General features: G+C 49.8%; 17 protein-coding genes. 12 read left to right on the top strand and 5 right to left on the bottom strand.

From position 1 onward, the window contains the following. Positions 1-5: 5 nt before the first annotated feature. A complete protein-coding gene (locus tag IDAT_RS08930) occupies positions 6-623 on the bottom strand; it encodes a trimeric intracellular cation channel family protein (RefSeq protein WP_034732959.1) in 618 nt (205 codons plus the stop codon). A gap of 209 nt (positions 624-832) precedes the next feature. On the opposite strand from IDAT_RS08930, the gene yajC reads away from it, so the two are divergent. From yajC to IDAT_RS08880, 10 genes are read left to right on the top strand one after another with little or no spacing between them, the layout of a single operon-like run. Beyond that, positions 833-1,168 carry a preprotein translocase subunit YajC gene (gene yajC / locus IDAT_RS08925; RefSeq protein WP_034732958.1) on the top strand — a complete coding sequence of 112 codons (336 nt, stop codon included), beginning with the start codon at positions 833-835 and terminating at the stop codon, positions 1,166-1,168. Positions 1,169-1,187: 19 nt separating this feature from the next. Then, complete coding sequence (gene secD / locus IDAT_RS08920; RefSeq protein ID WP_034732956.1) at positions 1,188-3,035, top strand: protein translocase subunit SecD; 1,848 nt, start codon at positions 1,188-1,190, stop codon at positions 3,033-3,035. Positions 3,036-3,043: 8 nt separating this feature from the next. After that, entirely contained in the window at positions 3,044-3,991 is a 948-nt protein-coding gene (gene secF, locus IDAT_RS08915) for a protein translocase subunit SecF (RefSeq protein ID WP_034732953.1), read from the top strand. Between the two features lie 47 nt (positions 3,992-4,038). Beyond that, positions 4,039-4,821, top strand: coding sequence for a peroxide stress protein YaaA (gene yaaA, locus IDAT_RS08910; RefSeq protein ID WP_425277395.1), 783 nt, complete (start codon positions 4,039-4,041; stop codon positions 4,819-4,821). Between the two features lie 26 nt (positions 4,822-4,847). Further along, positions 4,848-5,726 carry a DUF3014 domain-containing protein gene (locus IDAT_RS08905; protein WP_051986676.1) on the top strand — a complete coding sequence of 293 codons (879 nt, stop codon included), beginning with the start codon at positions 4,848-4,850 and terminating at the stop codon, positions 5,724-5,726. Between the two features lie 19 nt (positions 5,727-5,745). Beyond that, entirely contained in the window at positions 5,746-6,351 is a 606-nt protein-coding gene (locus IDAT_RS08900) for a lysophospholipid acyltransferase family protein (RefSeq protein WP_034732951.1), read from the top strand. A gap of 50 nt (positions 6,352-6,401) precedes the next feature. Then, entirely contained in the window at positions 6,402-6,866 is a 465-nt protein-coding gene (gene ribH / locus IDAT_RS08895; RefSeq protein ID WP_034732949.1) for a 6,7-dimethyl-8-ribityllumazine synthase, read from the top strand. A gap of 15 nt (positions 6,867-6,881) precedes the next feature. Further along, on the top strand, positions 6,882-7,301 hold the full coding sequence (gene nusB / locus IDAT_RS08890) for a transcription antitermination factor NusB (protein WP_034732946.1): 420 nt from the start codon (positions 6,882-6,884) through the stop codon (positions 7,299-7,301). Between the two features lie 8 nt (positions 7,302-7,309). Continuing rightward, entirely contained in the window at positions 7,310-8,293 is a 984-nt protein-coding gene (gene thiL / locus IDAT_RS08885) for a thiamine-phosphate kinase (protein ID WP_034732944.1), read from the top strand. Then, positions 8,271-8,771: a phosphatidylglycerophosphatase A family protein gene (locus IDAT_RS08880; protein ID WP_051986675.1), complete on the top strand. Its 501-nt coding sequence runs from the start codon at positions 8,271-8,273 to the stop codon at positions 8,769-8,771. The genes thiL and IDAT_RS08880 overlap by 23 nt, the downstream gene beginning before the upstream one ends. Here IDAT_RS08880 and dxs read toward each other — a convergent pair. The 3 genes from dxs to xseB are packed head-to-tail and all read right to left on the bottom strand — an operon-like array spanning position 8,733 to position 11,753. After that, positions 8,733-10,616, bottom strand: coding sequence for a 1-deoxy-D-xylulose-5-phosphate synthase (gene dxs, locus IDAT_RS08875; RefSeq protein WP_034732942.1), 1,884 nt, complete (start codon positions 10,614-10,616; stop codon positions 8,733-8,735). The two genes, IDAT_RS08880 and dxs, sit on opposite strands and share 39 nt — an antisense overlap. Before the next feature lie 4 nt (positions 10,617-10,620). Next, entirely contained in the window at positions 10,621-11,493 is an 873-nt protein-coding gene (gene ispA, locus IDAT_RS08870) for a (2E,6E)-farnesyl diphosphate synthase (RefSeq protein ID WP_211250596.1), read from the bottom strand. 11 nt (positions 11,494-11,504) lie between these two features. Beyond that, positions 11,505-11,753: an exodeoxyribonuclease VII small subunit gene (gene xseB, locus IDAT_RS08865; protein ID WP_034732938.1), complete on the bottom strand. Its 249-nt coding sequence runs from the start codon at positions 11,751-11,753 to the stop codon at positions 11,505-11,507. A 105-nt stretch (positions 11,754-11,858) separates the two neighbouring features. Here xseB and thiI point away from each other — a divergent pair, with 105 nt between their 5' ends. Beyond that, entirely contained in the window at positions 11,859-13,382 is a 1,524-nt protein-coding gene (gene thiI, locus IDAT_RS08860) for a tRNA uracil 4-sulfurtransferase ThiI (RefSeq protein ID WP_051986674.1), read from the top strand. Beyond that, a complete protein-coding gene (locus tag IDAT_RS08855; protein ID WP_034732936.1) occupies positions 13,379-13,738 on the top strand; it encodes a VanZ family protein in 360 nt (119 codons plus the stop codon). The genes thiI and IDAT_RS08855 overlap by 4 nt, the downstream gene beginning before the upstream one ends. A gap of 3 nt (positions 13,739-13,741) precedes the next feature. Here IDAT_RS08855 and srmB read toward each other — a convergent pair whose 3' ends face one another. Beyond that, positions 13,742-14,962: an ATP-dependent RNA helicase SrmB gene (srmB, locus tag IDAT_RS08850; protein WP_034732933.1), complete on the bottom strand. Its 1,221-nt coding sequence runs from the start codon at positions 14,960-14,962 to the stop codon at positions 13,742-13,744. Positions 14,963-14,980 lie beyond the last annotated feature (18 nt).

The following is a 14,980-nucleotide window of genomic DNA, read 5'->3' as shown; positions in this document are numbered from 1 at the left end:
GCAAGTTAGCGCGAGTCGCCGTGTTCGTGAAACACTGGGAGATGCCATTGCCAACGAATCGCACCTAAACGTAATAACAAGGTGACGAAGCCGCCCACCAACAAGGCCAACAAAGCGTTGTAGGGGGCGATAAAAACATAGACGCTGGCGCCAACAAGACAAGTTGTCGCATAAAGCTCGCCTTTGAGGACCATTGGCACATCCCGAGCCAAGACATCACGCAGCATACCGCCAAAGCAAGCGGTAATGGTACCCATCACCACACATATCAAGGGTGGAAAACCTGCTTCTAAAGCCTTCTGAGCGCCCATCACGGTAAAGAAAGCAAGCCCGATAGCATCGGCAATGGCGAGCGTTTTTTGGTGAATATAGTCGCGAAAACGTAACCAGATAATAGTGCCGACGGCTGCAACCGCGATAGTGTAAAGGTAGGTTGGGTCATGCGCCCAGAATACTGGGAGATCAAGAATGAGATCGCGAGTGGTACCACCGCCGATGGCGGTCACCGAGGCGAGCACGATGACACCAAAACCATCCATGTTTTTGCGGAACGCCAGAAGGGTTCCGGAAATTGCAAAGACGGCAACACCGAGATGATCAAACCAATAAAAAAACAATTCCATGTGCAAGTCGCGTGAATGACCGTAAAAAGTCAGTTTGGCATGGATTGTTACAGATGCCTAGTGATCGAATGACAAGATCACTCCCCATTAGCGGTTAAATTCGTTAGAATGCGGGACAATTTTTCTAAAAATAACGTGGGAGGGCTTGTGAACTTGAGTTATAACCCCATCTCACTCCTATTCTAACTAACATAAATTTAGAGGGTACTATGGACTTTTTAATCGGCACAGCATACGCACAAGACGGCGCAGCGCAACAAGGCGGCGGTATGGAATTGATTTTCATGCTGGTCATGTTCGGTTTGATTTTTTACTTCATGATTTACCGTCCACAAGCCAAACGTGTGAAGCAACATAAAGAATTGATTGCTGGTATCAGTAAAGGTGATGAAGTGCTGATGAACGGTGGCATGGTAGGCCGTATCACTAAAATCAGTGAAGACAAAGACTTCATGGCGATTGCGCTGGCTGAAGGCGTTGAAGTAACAGTACAGAAAGCGGCGGTAACAGCGGTGCTGCCAAAAGGTACCATGAAATCTCTGTAAGTGAGATTAAGGATTTAACGTGTTAAACAAATATCCGCTCTGGAAAAACCTGATGGTGGTCGTCATTTTGGCGGTCGCCGCACTGTATGCTCTACCAAATATTTACGGTGAAGATTTTGCAGTTCAGGTTTCAGCAACGCGCACGACAACGGTTGATACCCAAGTCATGGGGCGTGTTGAAGATACATTGAGTGAATTGCAAATCACCCCGAAAGCGTTAACGCTGGAAGAGGGCCAGCTGTTGGTGCGGTTGTCGTCAGATGCTGAACAGTTGCGTGCGCGTGAAGCGATATTGCGCGAGTTAGGCAGCGACTATGTGGTCGCGCTGAACTTAGCGCCGGCTACACCTGAGTGGCTTGATGCACTCGGCGCTACACCAATGAAGCTCGGTCTCGATTTGCGTGGTGGCGTGCATTTCTTAATGGAAGTCGACATGAACGAGGCCATGCGCAAAATTCTCGGTCAAATGCGCGATACCATTCGCACCGATTTGCGCGAAGAGCGGATTCGTTATACCCGGGTTGAGCGTGATGGTAATGGTGTGTCGGTTACCTTGCGTTCAGCCGAAGATTTTCAGGCTGCGTTGCGCTATTTGGACGGCAAATACGAAGGTTACACGCTGAGCGATAATGACACGACGCAAGAAATCACGTTGCGAATGACTGAAACTAAGCTTGCCGAAACGCAAGATTACGCCATCTCGCAAAACGTCACTATCTTGCGTAACCGTGTGAACGAACTAGGTGTTGCGGAGCCGTTGGTGCAACGTCAAGGGGCTGACCGTATCGTCGTGCAGTTACCTGGCGTGCAAGACACGGCGCGTGCTAAAGAGATTCTTGGCGCAACCGCGACGCTGGAATTCCGCATGGTTGACGATGAGAACAGTGTCCGTGATGCGGAAATGGGTCGTGTGCCTTTTGGTTCAGAGTTATATCCGAATCGCTCGGGCGGCAATGTGTTGCTTAAAGAAGACGTAATCTTGACCGGTGACCACATTGTCAATGCGAGTTCTGGTTTCGATGAAAATCAACGACCTCAGGTAAACATTTCACTGGACGGTGTTGGCGGTGACAAAATGTCATTGGCGACGCGCGATAACGTGGGTAAGCCGATGGCCACCTTGTTTATCGAGTTTAAAGCGACCGGCGATCGTGACCAAGAAGGTAATATCGTTTTCGAACGTCAGGAAGAAGTCATTAACGTTGCTAACATTCAAACGCGATTAGGTAGCAACTTCCGCATCACCGGTCTAGATTCGGTGCAAGAAGCACAAAACCTAGCGTTGTTATTACGCGCTGGTGCTTTGATTGCGCCGATTCAAATAGTTGAAGAACGTACTGTCGGTCCAAGCCTAGGCCAAGAAAACATCAACATGGGTATGCAAGCCATCATTTGGGGCTTTGTGCTGGTGTTGGCGTTTATGGTGATGTACTACAAAAAGTTTGGTTTGGTCGCTAACCTCGCTCTAGCCTCAAACTTAGTGCTTATCGTTGGTGTTATGTCAATGATTCCGGGCGCTACACTGACTTTACCAGGTATGGCCGGTATCGTTCTAACCGTTGGTATGGCGGTTGACGCCAACGTACTCATATTTGAGCGGATCCGCGAAGAAATCAAAGCGAAACGCAGTCCGCAGCAGGCAATCCATCATGGTTATGATAGTGCTTTGTCAACGATTGCCGATGCCAACATCACGACTTTAATTGTGGCAATTATTTTGTTCGCAGTCGGTACCGGTCCAGTCAAAGGCTTCGCCGTTACGCTTGCGATTGGTATTGTGACCTCAATGTTTACTGCAATTGTCGGCACCCGCGCTGTGATCAATGCGATCTGGGGTGGTAAACGCATTGAGAAGTTGTCGGTTTAGGAGGCCACATGCACGAGTTAATAAAAACGGATAAAACCATTCCATTTATGCGCTTCCGATTGGGAGCGTGGATTATCAGTGGTCTATTGATTATCGCATCGATTGTTTCGTTGGCGGTGAATCAGTTGAACTGGGGTCTCGACTTTACCGGCGGTACAGTCATCGAAGTCGGCTATGAGCGAGAAGCTGACTTAAGCTCAATCCGTGAGACGCTGGATAGTAACGGTTTTGGTGGTGCTGTAGTGCAGAATTTCGGTACCCAGCAAGACGTCCTTATTCGTCTTGAAGCGCAAGAAGGTGAAAAAGCGCAACAAGTGGGTGATAATATTCTTGCGCTGTTACAAGCCGAAACCGAAGAATCAGTGGTCATGCGTCGTATCGAGTTCGTCGGTCCGAACGTAGGTGATCAGTTGACAGAACAGGGCGGCCTTGCAATTTTAACCGCGCTTATCTGTATCCTCGTTTATATCTCGTTCCGCTTCGAATGGCGCTTAGCCCTGGGCGCGGTGGGTGCCCTAGCGCACGATGTCATCATTACCCTCGGTCTATTCTCGTTCCTTGGCCTCGAGTTTGACCTGACGGTTTTGGCAGCCCTATTAGCGGTGATAGGTTACTCGATAAACGATACCGTGGTGGTCTGCGATCGGATTCGCGAAAACTTCCGTAAGTACCGCAATAGCACGTCGGAAGAGACCATTAATGGCGCGGTTACCGATACCATGAGCCGCACGGTTATCACCTCATTAACCACAGTGTTAGTGTTGTTGGCATTATTCTTCCTTGGTGGCGCATTGATTCATGGTTTTGCGACTGCGTTACTGTTTGGTGTGCTCATTGGTACCTATTCATCGATTTACATTGCTAGCTCATTAGCATTGGCACTGGGCGTGAGTCGTGAAGACTTGATGCCACCGGAAATCGAGAAAGAAGGTGAAGATCTGGAGCCGATGCCATAGGGCATCGGCGGTAACCCATCCGCTGTAAGGCGAACAACGGAGACAGGATGATGCTTGTTGTACTATCACCAGCGAAGAACTTGGACTACGAAAGCACCTTACCGACCGACCAGTATTCACAGCCGCGGTTGCTTGAATATGCACAAGAACTGGTCGATCGTTGCCAGTCATTAACGCCTCAAGACCTGAGTTCGTTGATGAAGATCAGCGACAAGTTGGCGGGTTTGAATGCCGCTCGTTTTGCTGAATGGCATCAGCCATTTTCTCCAGAAAACGCCCGCCCGGCAGTGTTTGCCTTTGATGGCGATGTCTATAGCGGTTTACAGGCAGAAAAAATGTCTGCTGAAACAATTGCGTTTGCGCAGGAACATTTGCGCATCTTATCGGGTCTATATGGAGTATTACGGCCCTTAGATTTGATGCAGCCCTATCGTTTAGAGATGGGAACCAAGCTGGATACCGCACGCGGCAAGAATCTTTATGAGTTCTGGGGTAACGTCATTACCGACCAACTGAATGAAGATTTAGCTGCAATTGACAGTGATGTCTTGGTCAATTTGGCTTCTAACGAGTACTTCTCAAGCGTAGAGCCGCGAGATTTGAAAGCTCAGGTGATTACCCCAGTTTTTAAAGATGAGAAGAACGGCGAATACAAAGTCATTAGTTTCTGGGCTAAGAAAGCACGTGGCGCAATGGCGCGCTACATTATGAATGAGCGGGTGCAAGATGTTGCTGGTTTAAAACAGTTCAACAGTAATGGCTACCGTTTTAGTCCAGAACAATCGTCAGCACACGAACTCGTGTTTTTGCGCGCAGAGCGCGACCAGTAAGCGTGTTTTTGTTGAAGGAGAACCAAATGAGTTTACTTAACACCCAACAACCGTCTGTGCCACAGCAACGCGGCAATGTACTCATTCCGCTGTTGTTGGTCATTCTGTTGGCTGGCGTACTTATTTGGTTTGTGACGCGCGACGATAGCCCTGAGCAGCCGCAACCTGTGCAAGAAATTGCTGCTCCTGCAACTGCGACTGATGATGAAGAAGACAACGGTTTAGTTGAAGAGCCAGCTGAAACAGTCGAGTTAGGTGAGCCTGAAATACCTGAAACGCCTACCGTAGCTGAACCTGAAGTGGCTGAAGTTGAACCAGAAATTGAGTTACCAAGCTTAAACGAGAGCAGCGAAGAAATTCTTTCGCGCATTGAAGCCGAAGAGCAATCGATTGAGCCGTTACGCAGCGAACAACTGATTCGCGATGCGGTGGTCTTTGTTGATAATCTGCGTAACGGTGTAGTGGTGCGCGATGCTGCTTTAATCGAAGGTCCACAAACGAAATTTCGCGCCTTAGAGCAAGATGGCAAAATTTATATCGACCCGCGCTCTTATGACCGCTACAACAGTATAGTGGATTGGTTTGTCAGCTTTGACACTGAGGTAATGCTGACCCTAATGAATGATTACGAACCTTTGGTGCGCGAGGCGCTAGCTGAAATAGGCTATCCTGATACCGATCCAAAAACCGTGATTCTTGATGCTATCGAAGTGCTCAATGCAACACCGTCAGTAGGTACCGTGATTGAGTTGAGTGATGAAACCGTTATGTATCGCTATGCGGACCCAGCGTTAGAAGCCTTACCAGATGCGCAAAAACAAATGCTGCGCATGGGCCCGGATAACATTCGTCGGGTAAAGCTGAAGCTTGAGCAATTACGCGAAGCATTGACAGCTGCATCTTAATATTAACGAGATAACGCCTGTGACCAAGCAGCCATCGGTTATCCCAGAGCACCTGCGTGCACCATTACCGACTCGAGGTAATCGTTTCAGTCGGTGGGTAGGTCGCGTCGGCATGCGTTTACTGGGCGGTTGGAAAGTTGAAGGTCAGTTGCCGGATACGCGGCAAGCCATTATTCCAGTCGCACCCCATACTTCGAATTGGGACTTTTTTGTCGGAGTGTTTGTGATGCTAGCACTTGGCTTAAAGCTCTCTTATTTAGGTAAACACACCATTTTTCGTTTTCCTGTCAATCAGTTGTTGCGCTGGCTTGGCGGTATTCCGGTTGATCGGCGCGCGGCGCAAGGTGTGGTCGGACAGATGGTGGAACAGTTTCAACAGCGCCATGAACTCATTCTTGCGCTGGCGCCGGAAGGTACGCGTACTCGCGTGACGGAATGGAAGAAAGGCTTCTTGCATATGGCCAAAGCTGCGCAAATCCCAGTCGTACCGGTGGCAATGGACTTTTCCCGCAAAGTGATCGATATCTGCCCTGCGATGATGATCACCGGCGATATTGATGCTGAGTTGCAGCGTGTCAAGCAGGCAGTTGCGCACGCGGTCGGTAAAAATCCGCAGCATGCTTGATTGCAAAATTTGTGCTATTATCGCGCCGATTTCTTGATAAGGATACAACCATGAACCTAATTGAAGCTGGCATTGCTGCTCCTGGCAAAAAGTTTGCCATTGTCGTTTCGCGGTTTAACCACTTTGTGGTGGATAGCTTGTTGGACGGCGCGGTTAATGCGCTAAAACATTACGGTCAAGTCAGTGCTGACGACATTACCGTTGTACGTGTGCCTGGGGCTTATGAAATGCCGTTGGCAGTGCGTAAATTAGCCAAATCTGGCGACTTTGATGCCATTATCGCGGTAGGCGCAGTGATTCGTGGCGGTACGCCACATTTTGACTTTGTCGCAGGTGAATGCAACAGCGGTTTGAGCCGTGTGATGCACGAATTTGAAGTGCCAGTCGCCAACGGTGTACTGACCACCGACACTATTGAACAAGCAATTGAGCGCAGTGGTACCAAAGCTGGCAATAAAGGTGCAGAAGCAGCTTTAAGCGCTTTGGAAATGGTCAATGTACTTGAGCAGCTTTAAGAGGAAGTAAACGTAATGAAACCAGCTGCACGCCGAAAAGCGCGGAAGTTAGCAGTTCAAGCCATCTACTCGTGGCAACTGAGCGAAAACAGCATGAGCGATATCGAAGCTCAGTTTTTGACCGACAATGACACCAGCAAATTTGATGCCGAGTATTTCATGGCGCTTGTGCGCGGCGTTGCTGGGCAAGCTAAAAATCTTGATGACGCATTGTCGCCGTTTGTCGATCGTCCGATGGCCGAACTCGACCAAGTCGAACGTGCGGTGTTACGCTTGGCGGCCTACGAATTACGCGATCGTCTCGACGTACCTTATAAAGTAGCAATTAATGAAGCGATTGAGTTAGCCAAGTCGTTCGGTGCCGATGAAAGCCACCGATTTGTTAATGGTGTGCTCGATAAAGCTATTGATAGCTTACGTCCAGCCCGAGCTTAAAAACTTCTATGAGTGATAGCGGCGAATTTGATCTGATTGCCAATTATTTCACCCATCGTTGGCCAAGCCGCGATGACGTGGTGCTGGGCATCGGAGATGACGCTGCTATTCTCACGCCCGCAGAAAACTCACAACTAGTGATAGCGACCGATACCATGGTCGCTGATGTGCACTTTGACCAGCAAACACCAGCCCGCGCAATTGGTCATAAAATTGCCGCAGTCAATTTAAGTGATCTTGCCGCAATGGGGGCAGAGCCTGCATGGCTGTCGCTCGCACTGACGCTGCCCAAGGTCGACGAAGAATGGCTGAATGGCTTTAGCCACGGCCTACGTGAAATTTGCGAGTATTATGACTGTCAGTTGATTGGCGGTGATACGACTAAAGGGCCCTTAAGTGTAACCGTAACAGCGCATGGCTTTGTTCCTGCTGATCACGCGTTACGCCGTGATCAAGCAAAACCAGGTGATTGGATTTACGTGACTGGAACTCTTGGCGATGCCGGTCTGGCACTGGCTGCTCAACAGCAGCGGGTACAAATAAGCGATGCGCATTATCGCCGCGTGCTAGAGCGGTTGTATTTTCCGACGCCGCGGGTCGCGATAGGCCAAAGCTTACGAGATATTGCCTCGAGCGCTATTGACGTGTCTGATGGTTTACTGGCCGATTTACGCCATATCTTAAAGGCATCGAATGTTGGGGCTCGTCTTGCAGTCGATGAATTACCACTCAGCATGGCATTGACCGAGTCGGTGAACGAAGAGCAGGCCATTCAGTTCGCCCTCACCAGTGGCGACGATTATGAACTTTGTTTTACCGTGCCAGAAAGTAAACGTGGCGTTTTTGATACTTTAATGTCACGTCATCCCGCGAAACCGACCTGTATCGGTCGACTGACCAATGAGCCACACAAAATACGACTCGAGCACGATGGTGAACGGTGGCAGGGGCAACTCGAGCAACACGGCTATGAACACTTCCGCACCGCCTAAAGTCAGCCCCACGCTACTGAAAAATCCAATTCACTTATTGTCGCTGGGTTTTGGCAGTGGTCTTGCACCAAAAGCACCAGGTACTTTCGGCACCCTTGTTGCCGTGCCTTTATGCTTATTGCTACAACTACTGGGTGCGCACGTTTATGTGCTGGTGGCACTCGCGGCTGGTTTAGTAGGTATTTGGTTGTGTCAAATGACCGCCGATCGGCTGGGCGTACACGATCATCCTGCGATTGTTTGGGACGAGATTGCCGGCTATTTGCTGGCAATGGCATGGTTACCGCCGACTTGGTTTAATCTAATCGCTGCGTTCGTGCTGTTTCGCTACTTCGACATTATGAAGCCAAGTATTATTGGCTGGTGTGATAAAAACTTGCATGGTGGTCTGGGGATAATGGCTGACGACCTACTTGCCGGGGTCGCCAGCGCACTGGTATTACATGCGGGCCATGCGCTCGCGAATGCGTTCCTCTAAGCCTGCCGCATCAAGCTTCAGCTCGCTGCGGATCTCTTCTTGACTGCCATGCTTGATAAAGCTGTCCGGTAGTCCTAAGCAAAGCACAGGTACTAATAGTTGCTGCTCTTGCAATTGTTCCAACACCGCACTGCCGGCACCACCACCGACCACGTTATCTTCAACGGTTACCAAGAGTTCATGATCACGCGCCAATGCAGCGATGAGGTCGGTATCCAATGGTTTTACAAAACGCATGTCGGCAACTGTGGCATCGAGGGCTTCAGCACATGGCATCACATCGTGTAACGCGGTGCCAAAACTTAGAATCGCGACCTTGCGGCTACCGTCGCGCATCACTCGGCCTTTACCGATTTCCAACTGTTGTAATTGCGCATCAATAGCAACACCTACGCCATTGCCACGCGGATAGCGCACAGCTGCAGGTTGTGACAACAAGTGACCGGTATAGAGCATATTCCGACACTCGTTTTCATCACTTGGCGCCATCACCACGAGGTTCGGAATACAACGTAAGTAAGATAAATCAAACGCACCTTGATGCGTTGGGCCGTCGGCCCCGACAATACCAGCGCGGTCAATAGCGAATAATACTGGCAGATTCTGTAACGCTACGTCATGAATGAGTTGATCGTAGCCGCGCTGAAGGAAAGTCGAGTAAATCGCCACCACCGGATGATAGCCACCGATGGCAAGACCCGCACCAAAAGTAACCGCATGTTGCTCGGCAATGGCAACATCAAAGTACTGCTGTGGGTAGCGCTGGGAAAACTCTACCATGCCAGAGCCTTCACGCATCGCTGGCGTGACCGCCATTAATTTGGGGTCTCGCTCAGCCATTTCACATAGCCAATCACCAAACACCTTCGAGTAAGACGGTGTTTTTGGCTTTTTACTCGGCAACGAAGTGATCGCAGGGTCGAATTTAGGAACCCCGTGATAGCCAATAGGGTCGTTTTCGGCGGGGGCGTAGCCTTTTCCTTTGCGGGTCACTACATGTAAGAATTGTGGTCCTTTCATAGTGCGCATATTACGCAAAGTGCTCACCAGCAGGTTGACGTCGTGGCCGTCAATAGGACCAATATAGTTAAACCCAAGTTCTTCGAAAATAGTACCAGGGGCGACCATGCCTTTCATGTGTTCTTCGGCACGACTGGCGAGGTGTTGGATGCCCGGCATGCCTTGCAAAAGCTTCTTGCCACCTTCGCGAATCGAGGTATAAAAGCGGCCCGAGAGTACGCGTGCCAAATGGTTGTTCAAAGCACCGACGTTCTCGGAAATCGACATGTCGTTATCGTTTAAGATCACCAACATGTTGGGTTTGATGTCACCCGCGTGGTTCATCGCCTCAAACGCCATACCGGCAGTCAATGCGCCATCACCAATGATAGCCACAACTTTTTGCTCAGTGCGCTCGCGCTCAGCTGCAATCGCCATGCCTAAAGCGGCACTAATCGACGTGCTCGAGTGGCCGACACTTAGGGTGTCATATTCGCTTTCTGGGCGCCATGGAAACGGATGCAAACCATCCTTCTGGCGAATCGTATGTAGTTGTTGTTTGCGACCGGTAAGAATTTTATGTGGGTATGCTTGGTGACCAACATCCCAAACCAGTTGGTCATGGGGAGTAGCATAAACGTAATGCAGCGCTACGGTCAGCTCAACCGTGCCCAAACCAGAGGCCAAATGCCCACTACTTTGGCTCACTGAATTCAATAGGAATTCGCGCACCTCGGCGCACAACTGCGGTAGTTGGCGCTCGTTTAAGATGCGAAGGTCGGCCGGATTGTCGATGGTGTCTAGCAACGGATACTGCCCGTGCGTTGAACCAGAAGGTGATGTCATGCGCTTAATGATCCCGTTTCAACAACTGTTCTGCAAATTGCTCTAGTATCGTTGTATTGTAGGGGATTCTCTGCAACGCTTGAAGCGCTTTCTGATGCAATTGCTGAAGCTTTACTTGCGCAGCCTCCAGACCTAACAAGGTAACGTAGGTACTTTTGTTGGCGGCCTCATCCTTACCGTTTGTTTTTCCGAGTGTTTCTGTCGAACTCACGACATCTAAAATATCGTCTTGAACTTGAAAGGCGAGCCCAAGCAAGGTGGCGAAAGCGGTGAAATCAGCGTAGTAAGCTTGTGCTTCTTCACTGCCAGCGAGCACGCCCAGCTGCACTGCTGCGGTAATCAAGGCACCGGTTTTTAGGTTATGAACCTGTTCTAGCTGCGGTTCGCTCAACTGCTGATTGGTCGCGGCCAAATCGAGCGCCTGGCCACCACACATGCCACGGCTGCCACTGGCCCGACTGAGTACCGCCAGCATTTTTAATTGGCGTTCACTAGGCACCGCAAGTGATTGTTCGCTGAGCAACTCAAAGGCGAGGGTTTGCAACGCATCGCCAGCCAAAATCGCGGTTGCTTCGTCAAACGCGCGATGGCAAGTAGGTTGCCCTCGGCGTAAGTCGTCATCATCCATCGCGGGTAAATCGTCATGGATCAGCGAATAAGCGTGAATGCATTCAACCGCAGCTGCTGCGACATCTAATGTCGCACGGTCGGCGCCACATATTTCACCGACGCTGTGCGACAAAAAAGGTCGCACGCGTTTGCCGCCTAGCACCAACGCATAGCGCATAGCGGCCTGCAGCTGAACAGCAGCACTGACACGTTGCTCAAGCTGTTGCTCGAGCACTTGATTGATGTCCTGCCGATAACTCTCAAGCAACTGCTTTAGGCTCACGCGTCGCTCGCTTGGTTGTTGTCAGCTTCAGCAGCAAATGGCGCTAGGGTCTCGCCGTCTTGTTGTTGTAACAACTGGCTTACCTTCTGTTCAGCTTGTTGCAGTTTTTGTTGACTAACACGGGATAATTTGACTGCGGTTTCGAATTTTTCCAGCGCTTGCTCAAGCGGCAAATCACCTTGTTCTAATTCGACCACAATACGCTCTAAATCTTGAATGGCTTGTTCGAGAGATACGTCGCTCATAAGGCTACCTGTTTATCATGGACGGGCACAAGTTACCTTGATTCCGCAACACCGTCAAATCGGTTATACTAGCGCGTTTTTACGCGTTAAAAAGTAAGTTACTACATGAAATTTGTGATTCGATTACACGCTGAGATCACCATCAAAAGTAAAGGGGTGCGCAAGCGTTACGGTAAGGTTCTGGTAAATAACCTGAAAAAAGTACTGCAACGGGTAGACGTAGGGGACGCCAGTTCGCTAAAAGTACAATGGTGTTGGGACCGAATTGAAGTCAGCACTGATGCGACTGACGCCGGAGTTGCTGAGCAAATCAGCACTGAATTACAAAGAATTCCGGGGATCGCTTGGTTCAGTCGCTCCCATGAATTGTTACTCAACGATTGCCAGCAAGCTGATTTCGCCCCCATTTTAAACAGGGTGCTTGAGCTATGGGCGCAGCGTTTACGAGGGCAAAGTTTTGCGGTTCGGGTCAAACGCAAAGGGCAACATGGCTTTCGTTCGCAAGATCTCGAACGCTTTATTGGTGGTGGTATTTTGCAGCAGGTTGGTACGAGCCGCGTACAGCTGAAACAGCCCGATGTAGAGGTGCGAATTGAAGTCGATAACGATATCGTGCGCATCTATGGCGACAAACAAGCAGGGCTAGGTGGCTTTCCATTACCTACCCAGGAAACCGTGGTCAGTTTGTTATCTGGTGGTTTCGATTCGAGTGTCGCCAGCTTTCAATTGTTGCGTCGTGGCGCACGGACTCATTTCTGTTTCTTCAATTTAGGTGGCGATCGGCATGAAACAGGGGTACGACAAACGGCCTATTATTTGTGGGAAACCTTTGCTAGTTCACACCCGTTAAAGTTTGTCAGTATTGATTTTGCGCCGGTTGTCGAAGAAATTCTCACCCATGTCGACAATGGCTTGATGGGTGTTGTGCTTAAACGTCAGATGTTACGTGCTGCGCAGATTGTGGCCGAGCGACTAAATGTTGAGGCGTTGGTAACGGGTGAGGCGCTAGGCCAAGTCTCCAGTCAGACCTTGAGCAACTTACGTCTCATTGATGAGGCAACCGAAGCATTGGTGCTGCGTCCGTTGATTACCATGGATAAGCAAGAAATTATTAATCTTGCGCAACAAATTGGGACTGCCGATATCGCTCGCAGTATGCCAGAATACTGCGGCGTAATTTCGGTGAAGCCGAATGTAAAAGCACCGCGCGATGAAGTGTTAGCGGCAGAAGCCAAGCTTGACCCCGAGTTACCAATGCGAGTGGTATTGGCGGCAAATGTCGAAGAGGTGGCAGCCATTGGTGCAGCCACTGACCAACAAGTGCATCCAGTGAGTACTGTCGATGCCGCGCAAGAAGACGAAATTTTAATTGATATTCGCAGTAGTGAAGAGCAAGAGGCAAAGCCGTTACGCTTAGCCACAGGGCATACTGTGCTACATATTCCGTTTTTCAAATTGGCGCGTCAATTTACGGAACTTGATCAAGACAAGCACTATCTACTTTACTGCGATAAGGGCGTCATGAGTAAATTACAGGCGCTGTATTTACACGAGCAAGGGCACAGCAACGTTGGCGTTTATCAACCGGTAAAAAAGGTTGATGCAGTAACGAGTAAGGATTCAGCATGACGTCGAAGAATTGGGCAAGGTTATTCTTTTTAGTCTTACTTGCCGCTATAACAACGATTTTTCTCATCCAGGTGTCGAGCGGCGAGCTGCCACGTTTTCAACACCTTGATAAAGTGATTCACTTTGGCGCCTTTTTTGTCTTGGCGTGGGCCTTCTATCATGCCTTTCCAGTGCCTATTTGGCTGGCTTTGATGCTGTTGACAGGTTATGGCTTGCTCATCGAGTATGTGCAGCAAATGTTACCTTACCGCAGTTCGAGTTGGGGTGATTTAGCCGCTGATGCTGCCGGCGCAGCCAGTTTTTATGCAATTGCTTGGTGGCGCCACCGTCGCCAGCTGCGACGCCACCAGAACTAACATCTACTTCTTCTTGGTCTTGCTTTTACTTTTCTTTTTCTTGGTGCGTTTGCGCGCATCAGGAAACTTAAATTGCGGTTTTAGCTCAGCATAAACGCGGCGTTCAATTTTGCTACCCTGTTTTGCCGCTTGGTAGCGCTCGATGCGCCCGAGCAACTCGACATCGTGGGCTTCGACCAAAGATGCGGCAACACCGGTTTTACCGGCGCGGGCCGTACGCCCGATACGATGCTGGTAGACATCAGCTTGGCGCGGTAAGTCGTAATTGACGACCAACTCAATATCTTCAATATCAATACCACGAGCAGCCACGTCCGTCGCAATGAGCGTGGCGTCAGCATAGCGCTCCATGCGCTCGATCATTTTTTGGCGCTCGTCTTGTGGCATATCGCCACGCAGGGTGATGGTTTTAATTTCTTGCTGGCGCAGCAAACCCGCTAACTCATCAACCTTTTCGCGTTTGCGCACAAACACGATACGGCGACCGGTAAATTCGGTCAGTAATCGGCATAGCAGTTTAAATTTGTGCTCGGCATTGTCAGCTTGATACCAGCGTTGGACGATCTTGCCTTTTTCACGTTTCGGTGGCTGGATCTCTAATTGCTCTGGCTCGCGTTGAATAGCTGCGGAAAATTTCTTCACACCACTGCTTTCCAAGGTCGCTGAGAACAAAAGACTTTGTTTCAGATGCATCGCTGAACCAGCTATCAATTTCACACTTTCGGCAAAGCCCATATCAAGCATACGATCGGCTTCATCAATGATCAGCCACTCGATTTGCTCGAGCTCGTATTGCTGTGCGTTGAGTAAATCGATGAGACGCCCCGGAGTTGCCACTAAAATATCGTGAGGCTGTTCCAGTAACGCATGTTGGCTGCCATAATTGACACCGCCGGTAACCAAAATGGTGCGCAGTCCGGAAGTTTCTTCGAACGCATCGGCTTGCTCGGCAATCTGTTGCGCTAATTCGCGCGTTGGCGCCAGAATAAGTACACGGGCGGGGCCAGGTTGATGGCGCGGAAAATCAAGCAGATGTTGCAGTGCCGGAAGCAAAAATGCCAGTGTTTTACCCGTTCCTGTTGGCGAATTGACTAGTAAATCTTTACCGGCTAACGCTAACGGAATGACCGCCTGCTGCACTTTGGCGGGCTTGTTGAGTTCTGCCGCGAGCAGTACATCAATGAGTTCGTCGTCAAGTTCGAGTTGATCCCAATCTGGGGTCATGTTGGAGTCCTTACTTAC

It is taken from the genome of Pseudidiomarina atlantica (genome assembly GCF_000753735.1).
GTDB classification, from domain to species: Bacteria; Pseudomonadota; Gammaproteobacteria; order Enterobacterales; family Alteromonadaceae; genus Pseudidiomarina; species Pseudidiomarina atlantica.
Note: the sequence above shows the minus strand (reverse complement) of the source record. Positions and strands in the feature narration are given on the sequence as shown.

Excerpts from the sequence above, each read along its gene's own strand:
- IDAT_RS08930 (WP_034732959.1), bottom strand. The coding sequence starts at position 623 with ATGGAATTGTTTTTTTATTGGTTTGATCATCTCGGTGTTGCCGTCTTT.
- yajC (WP_034732958.1), top strand. The coding sequence starts at position 833 with ATGGACTTTTTAATCGGCACAGCATACGCACAAGACGGCGCAGCGCAA.
- secF (WP_034732953.1), top strand. The coding sequence starts at position 3,044 with ATGCACGAGTTAATAAAAACGGATAAAACCATTCCATTTATGCGCTTC.
- yaaA (WP_425277395.1), top strand. The coding sequence starts at position 4,039 with ATGATGCTTGTTGTACTATCACCAGCGAAGAACTTGGACTACGAAAGC.
- IDAT_RS08905 (WP_051986676.1), top strand. The coding sequence starts at position 4,848 with ATGAGTTTACTTAACACCCAACAACCGTCTGTGCCACAGCAACGCGGC.
- ribH (WP_034732949.1), top strand. The coding sequence starts at position 6,402 with ATGAACCTAATTGAAGCTGGCATTGCTGCTCCTGGCAAAAAGTTTGCC.
- nusB (WP_034732946.1), top strand. The coding sequence starts at position 6,882 with ATGAAACCAGCTGCACGCCGAAAAGCGCGGAAGTTAGCAGTTCAAGCC.
- thiL (WP_034732944.1), top strand. The coding sequence starts at position 7,310 with ATGAGTGATAGCGGCGAATTTGATCTGATTGCCAATTATTTCACCCAT.
- IDAT_RS08880 (WP_051986675.1), top strand. The coding sequence starts at position 8,271 with ATGAACACTTCCGCACCGCCTAAAGTCAGCCCCACGCTACTGAAAAAT.
- dxs (WP_034732942.1), bottom strand. The coding sequence starts at position 10,616 with ATGACATCACCTTCTGGTTCAACGCACGGGCAGTATCCGTTGCTAGAC.
- xseB (WP_034732938.1), bottom strand. The coding sequence starts at position 11,753 with ATGAGCGACGTATCTCTCGAACAAGCCATTCAAGATTTAGAGCGTATT.
- thiI (WP_051986674.1), top strand. The coding sequence starts at position 11,859 with ATGAAATTTGTGATTCGATTACACGCTGAGATCACCATCAAAAGTAAA.
- IDAT_RS08855 (WP_034732936.1), top strand. The coding sequence starts at position 13,379 with ATGACGTCGAAGAATTGGGCAAGGTTATTCTTTTTAGTCTTACTTGCC.
- srmB (WP_034732933.1), bottom strand. The coding sequence starts at position 14,962 with ATGACCCCAGATTGGGATCAACTCGAACTTGACGACGAACTCATTGAT.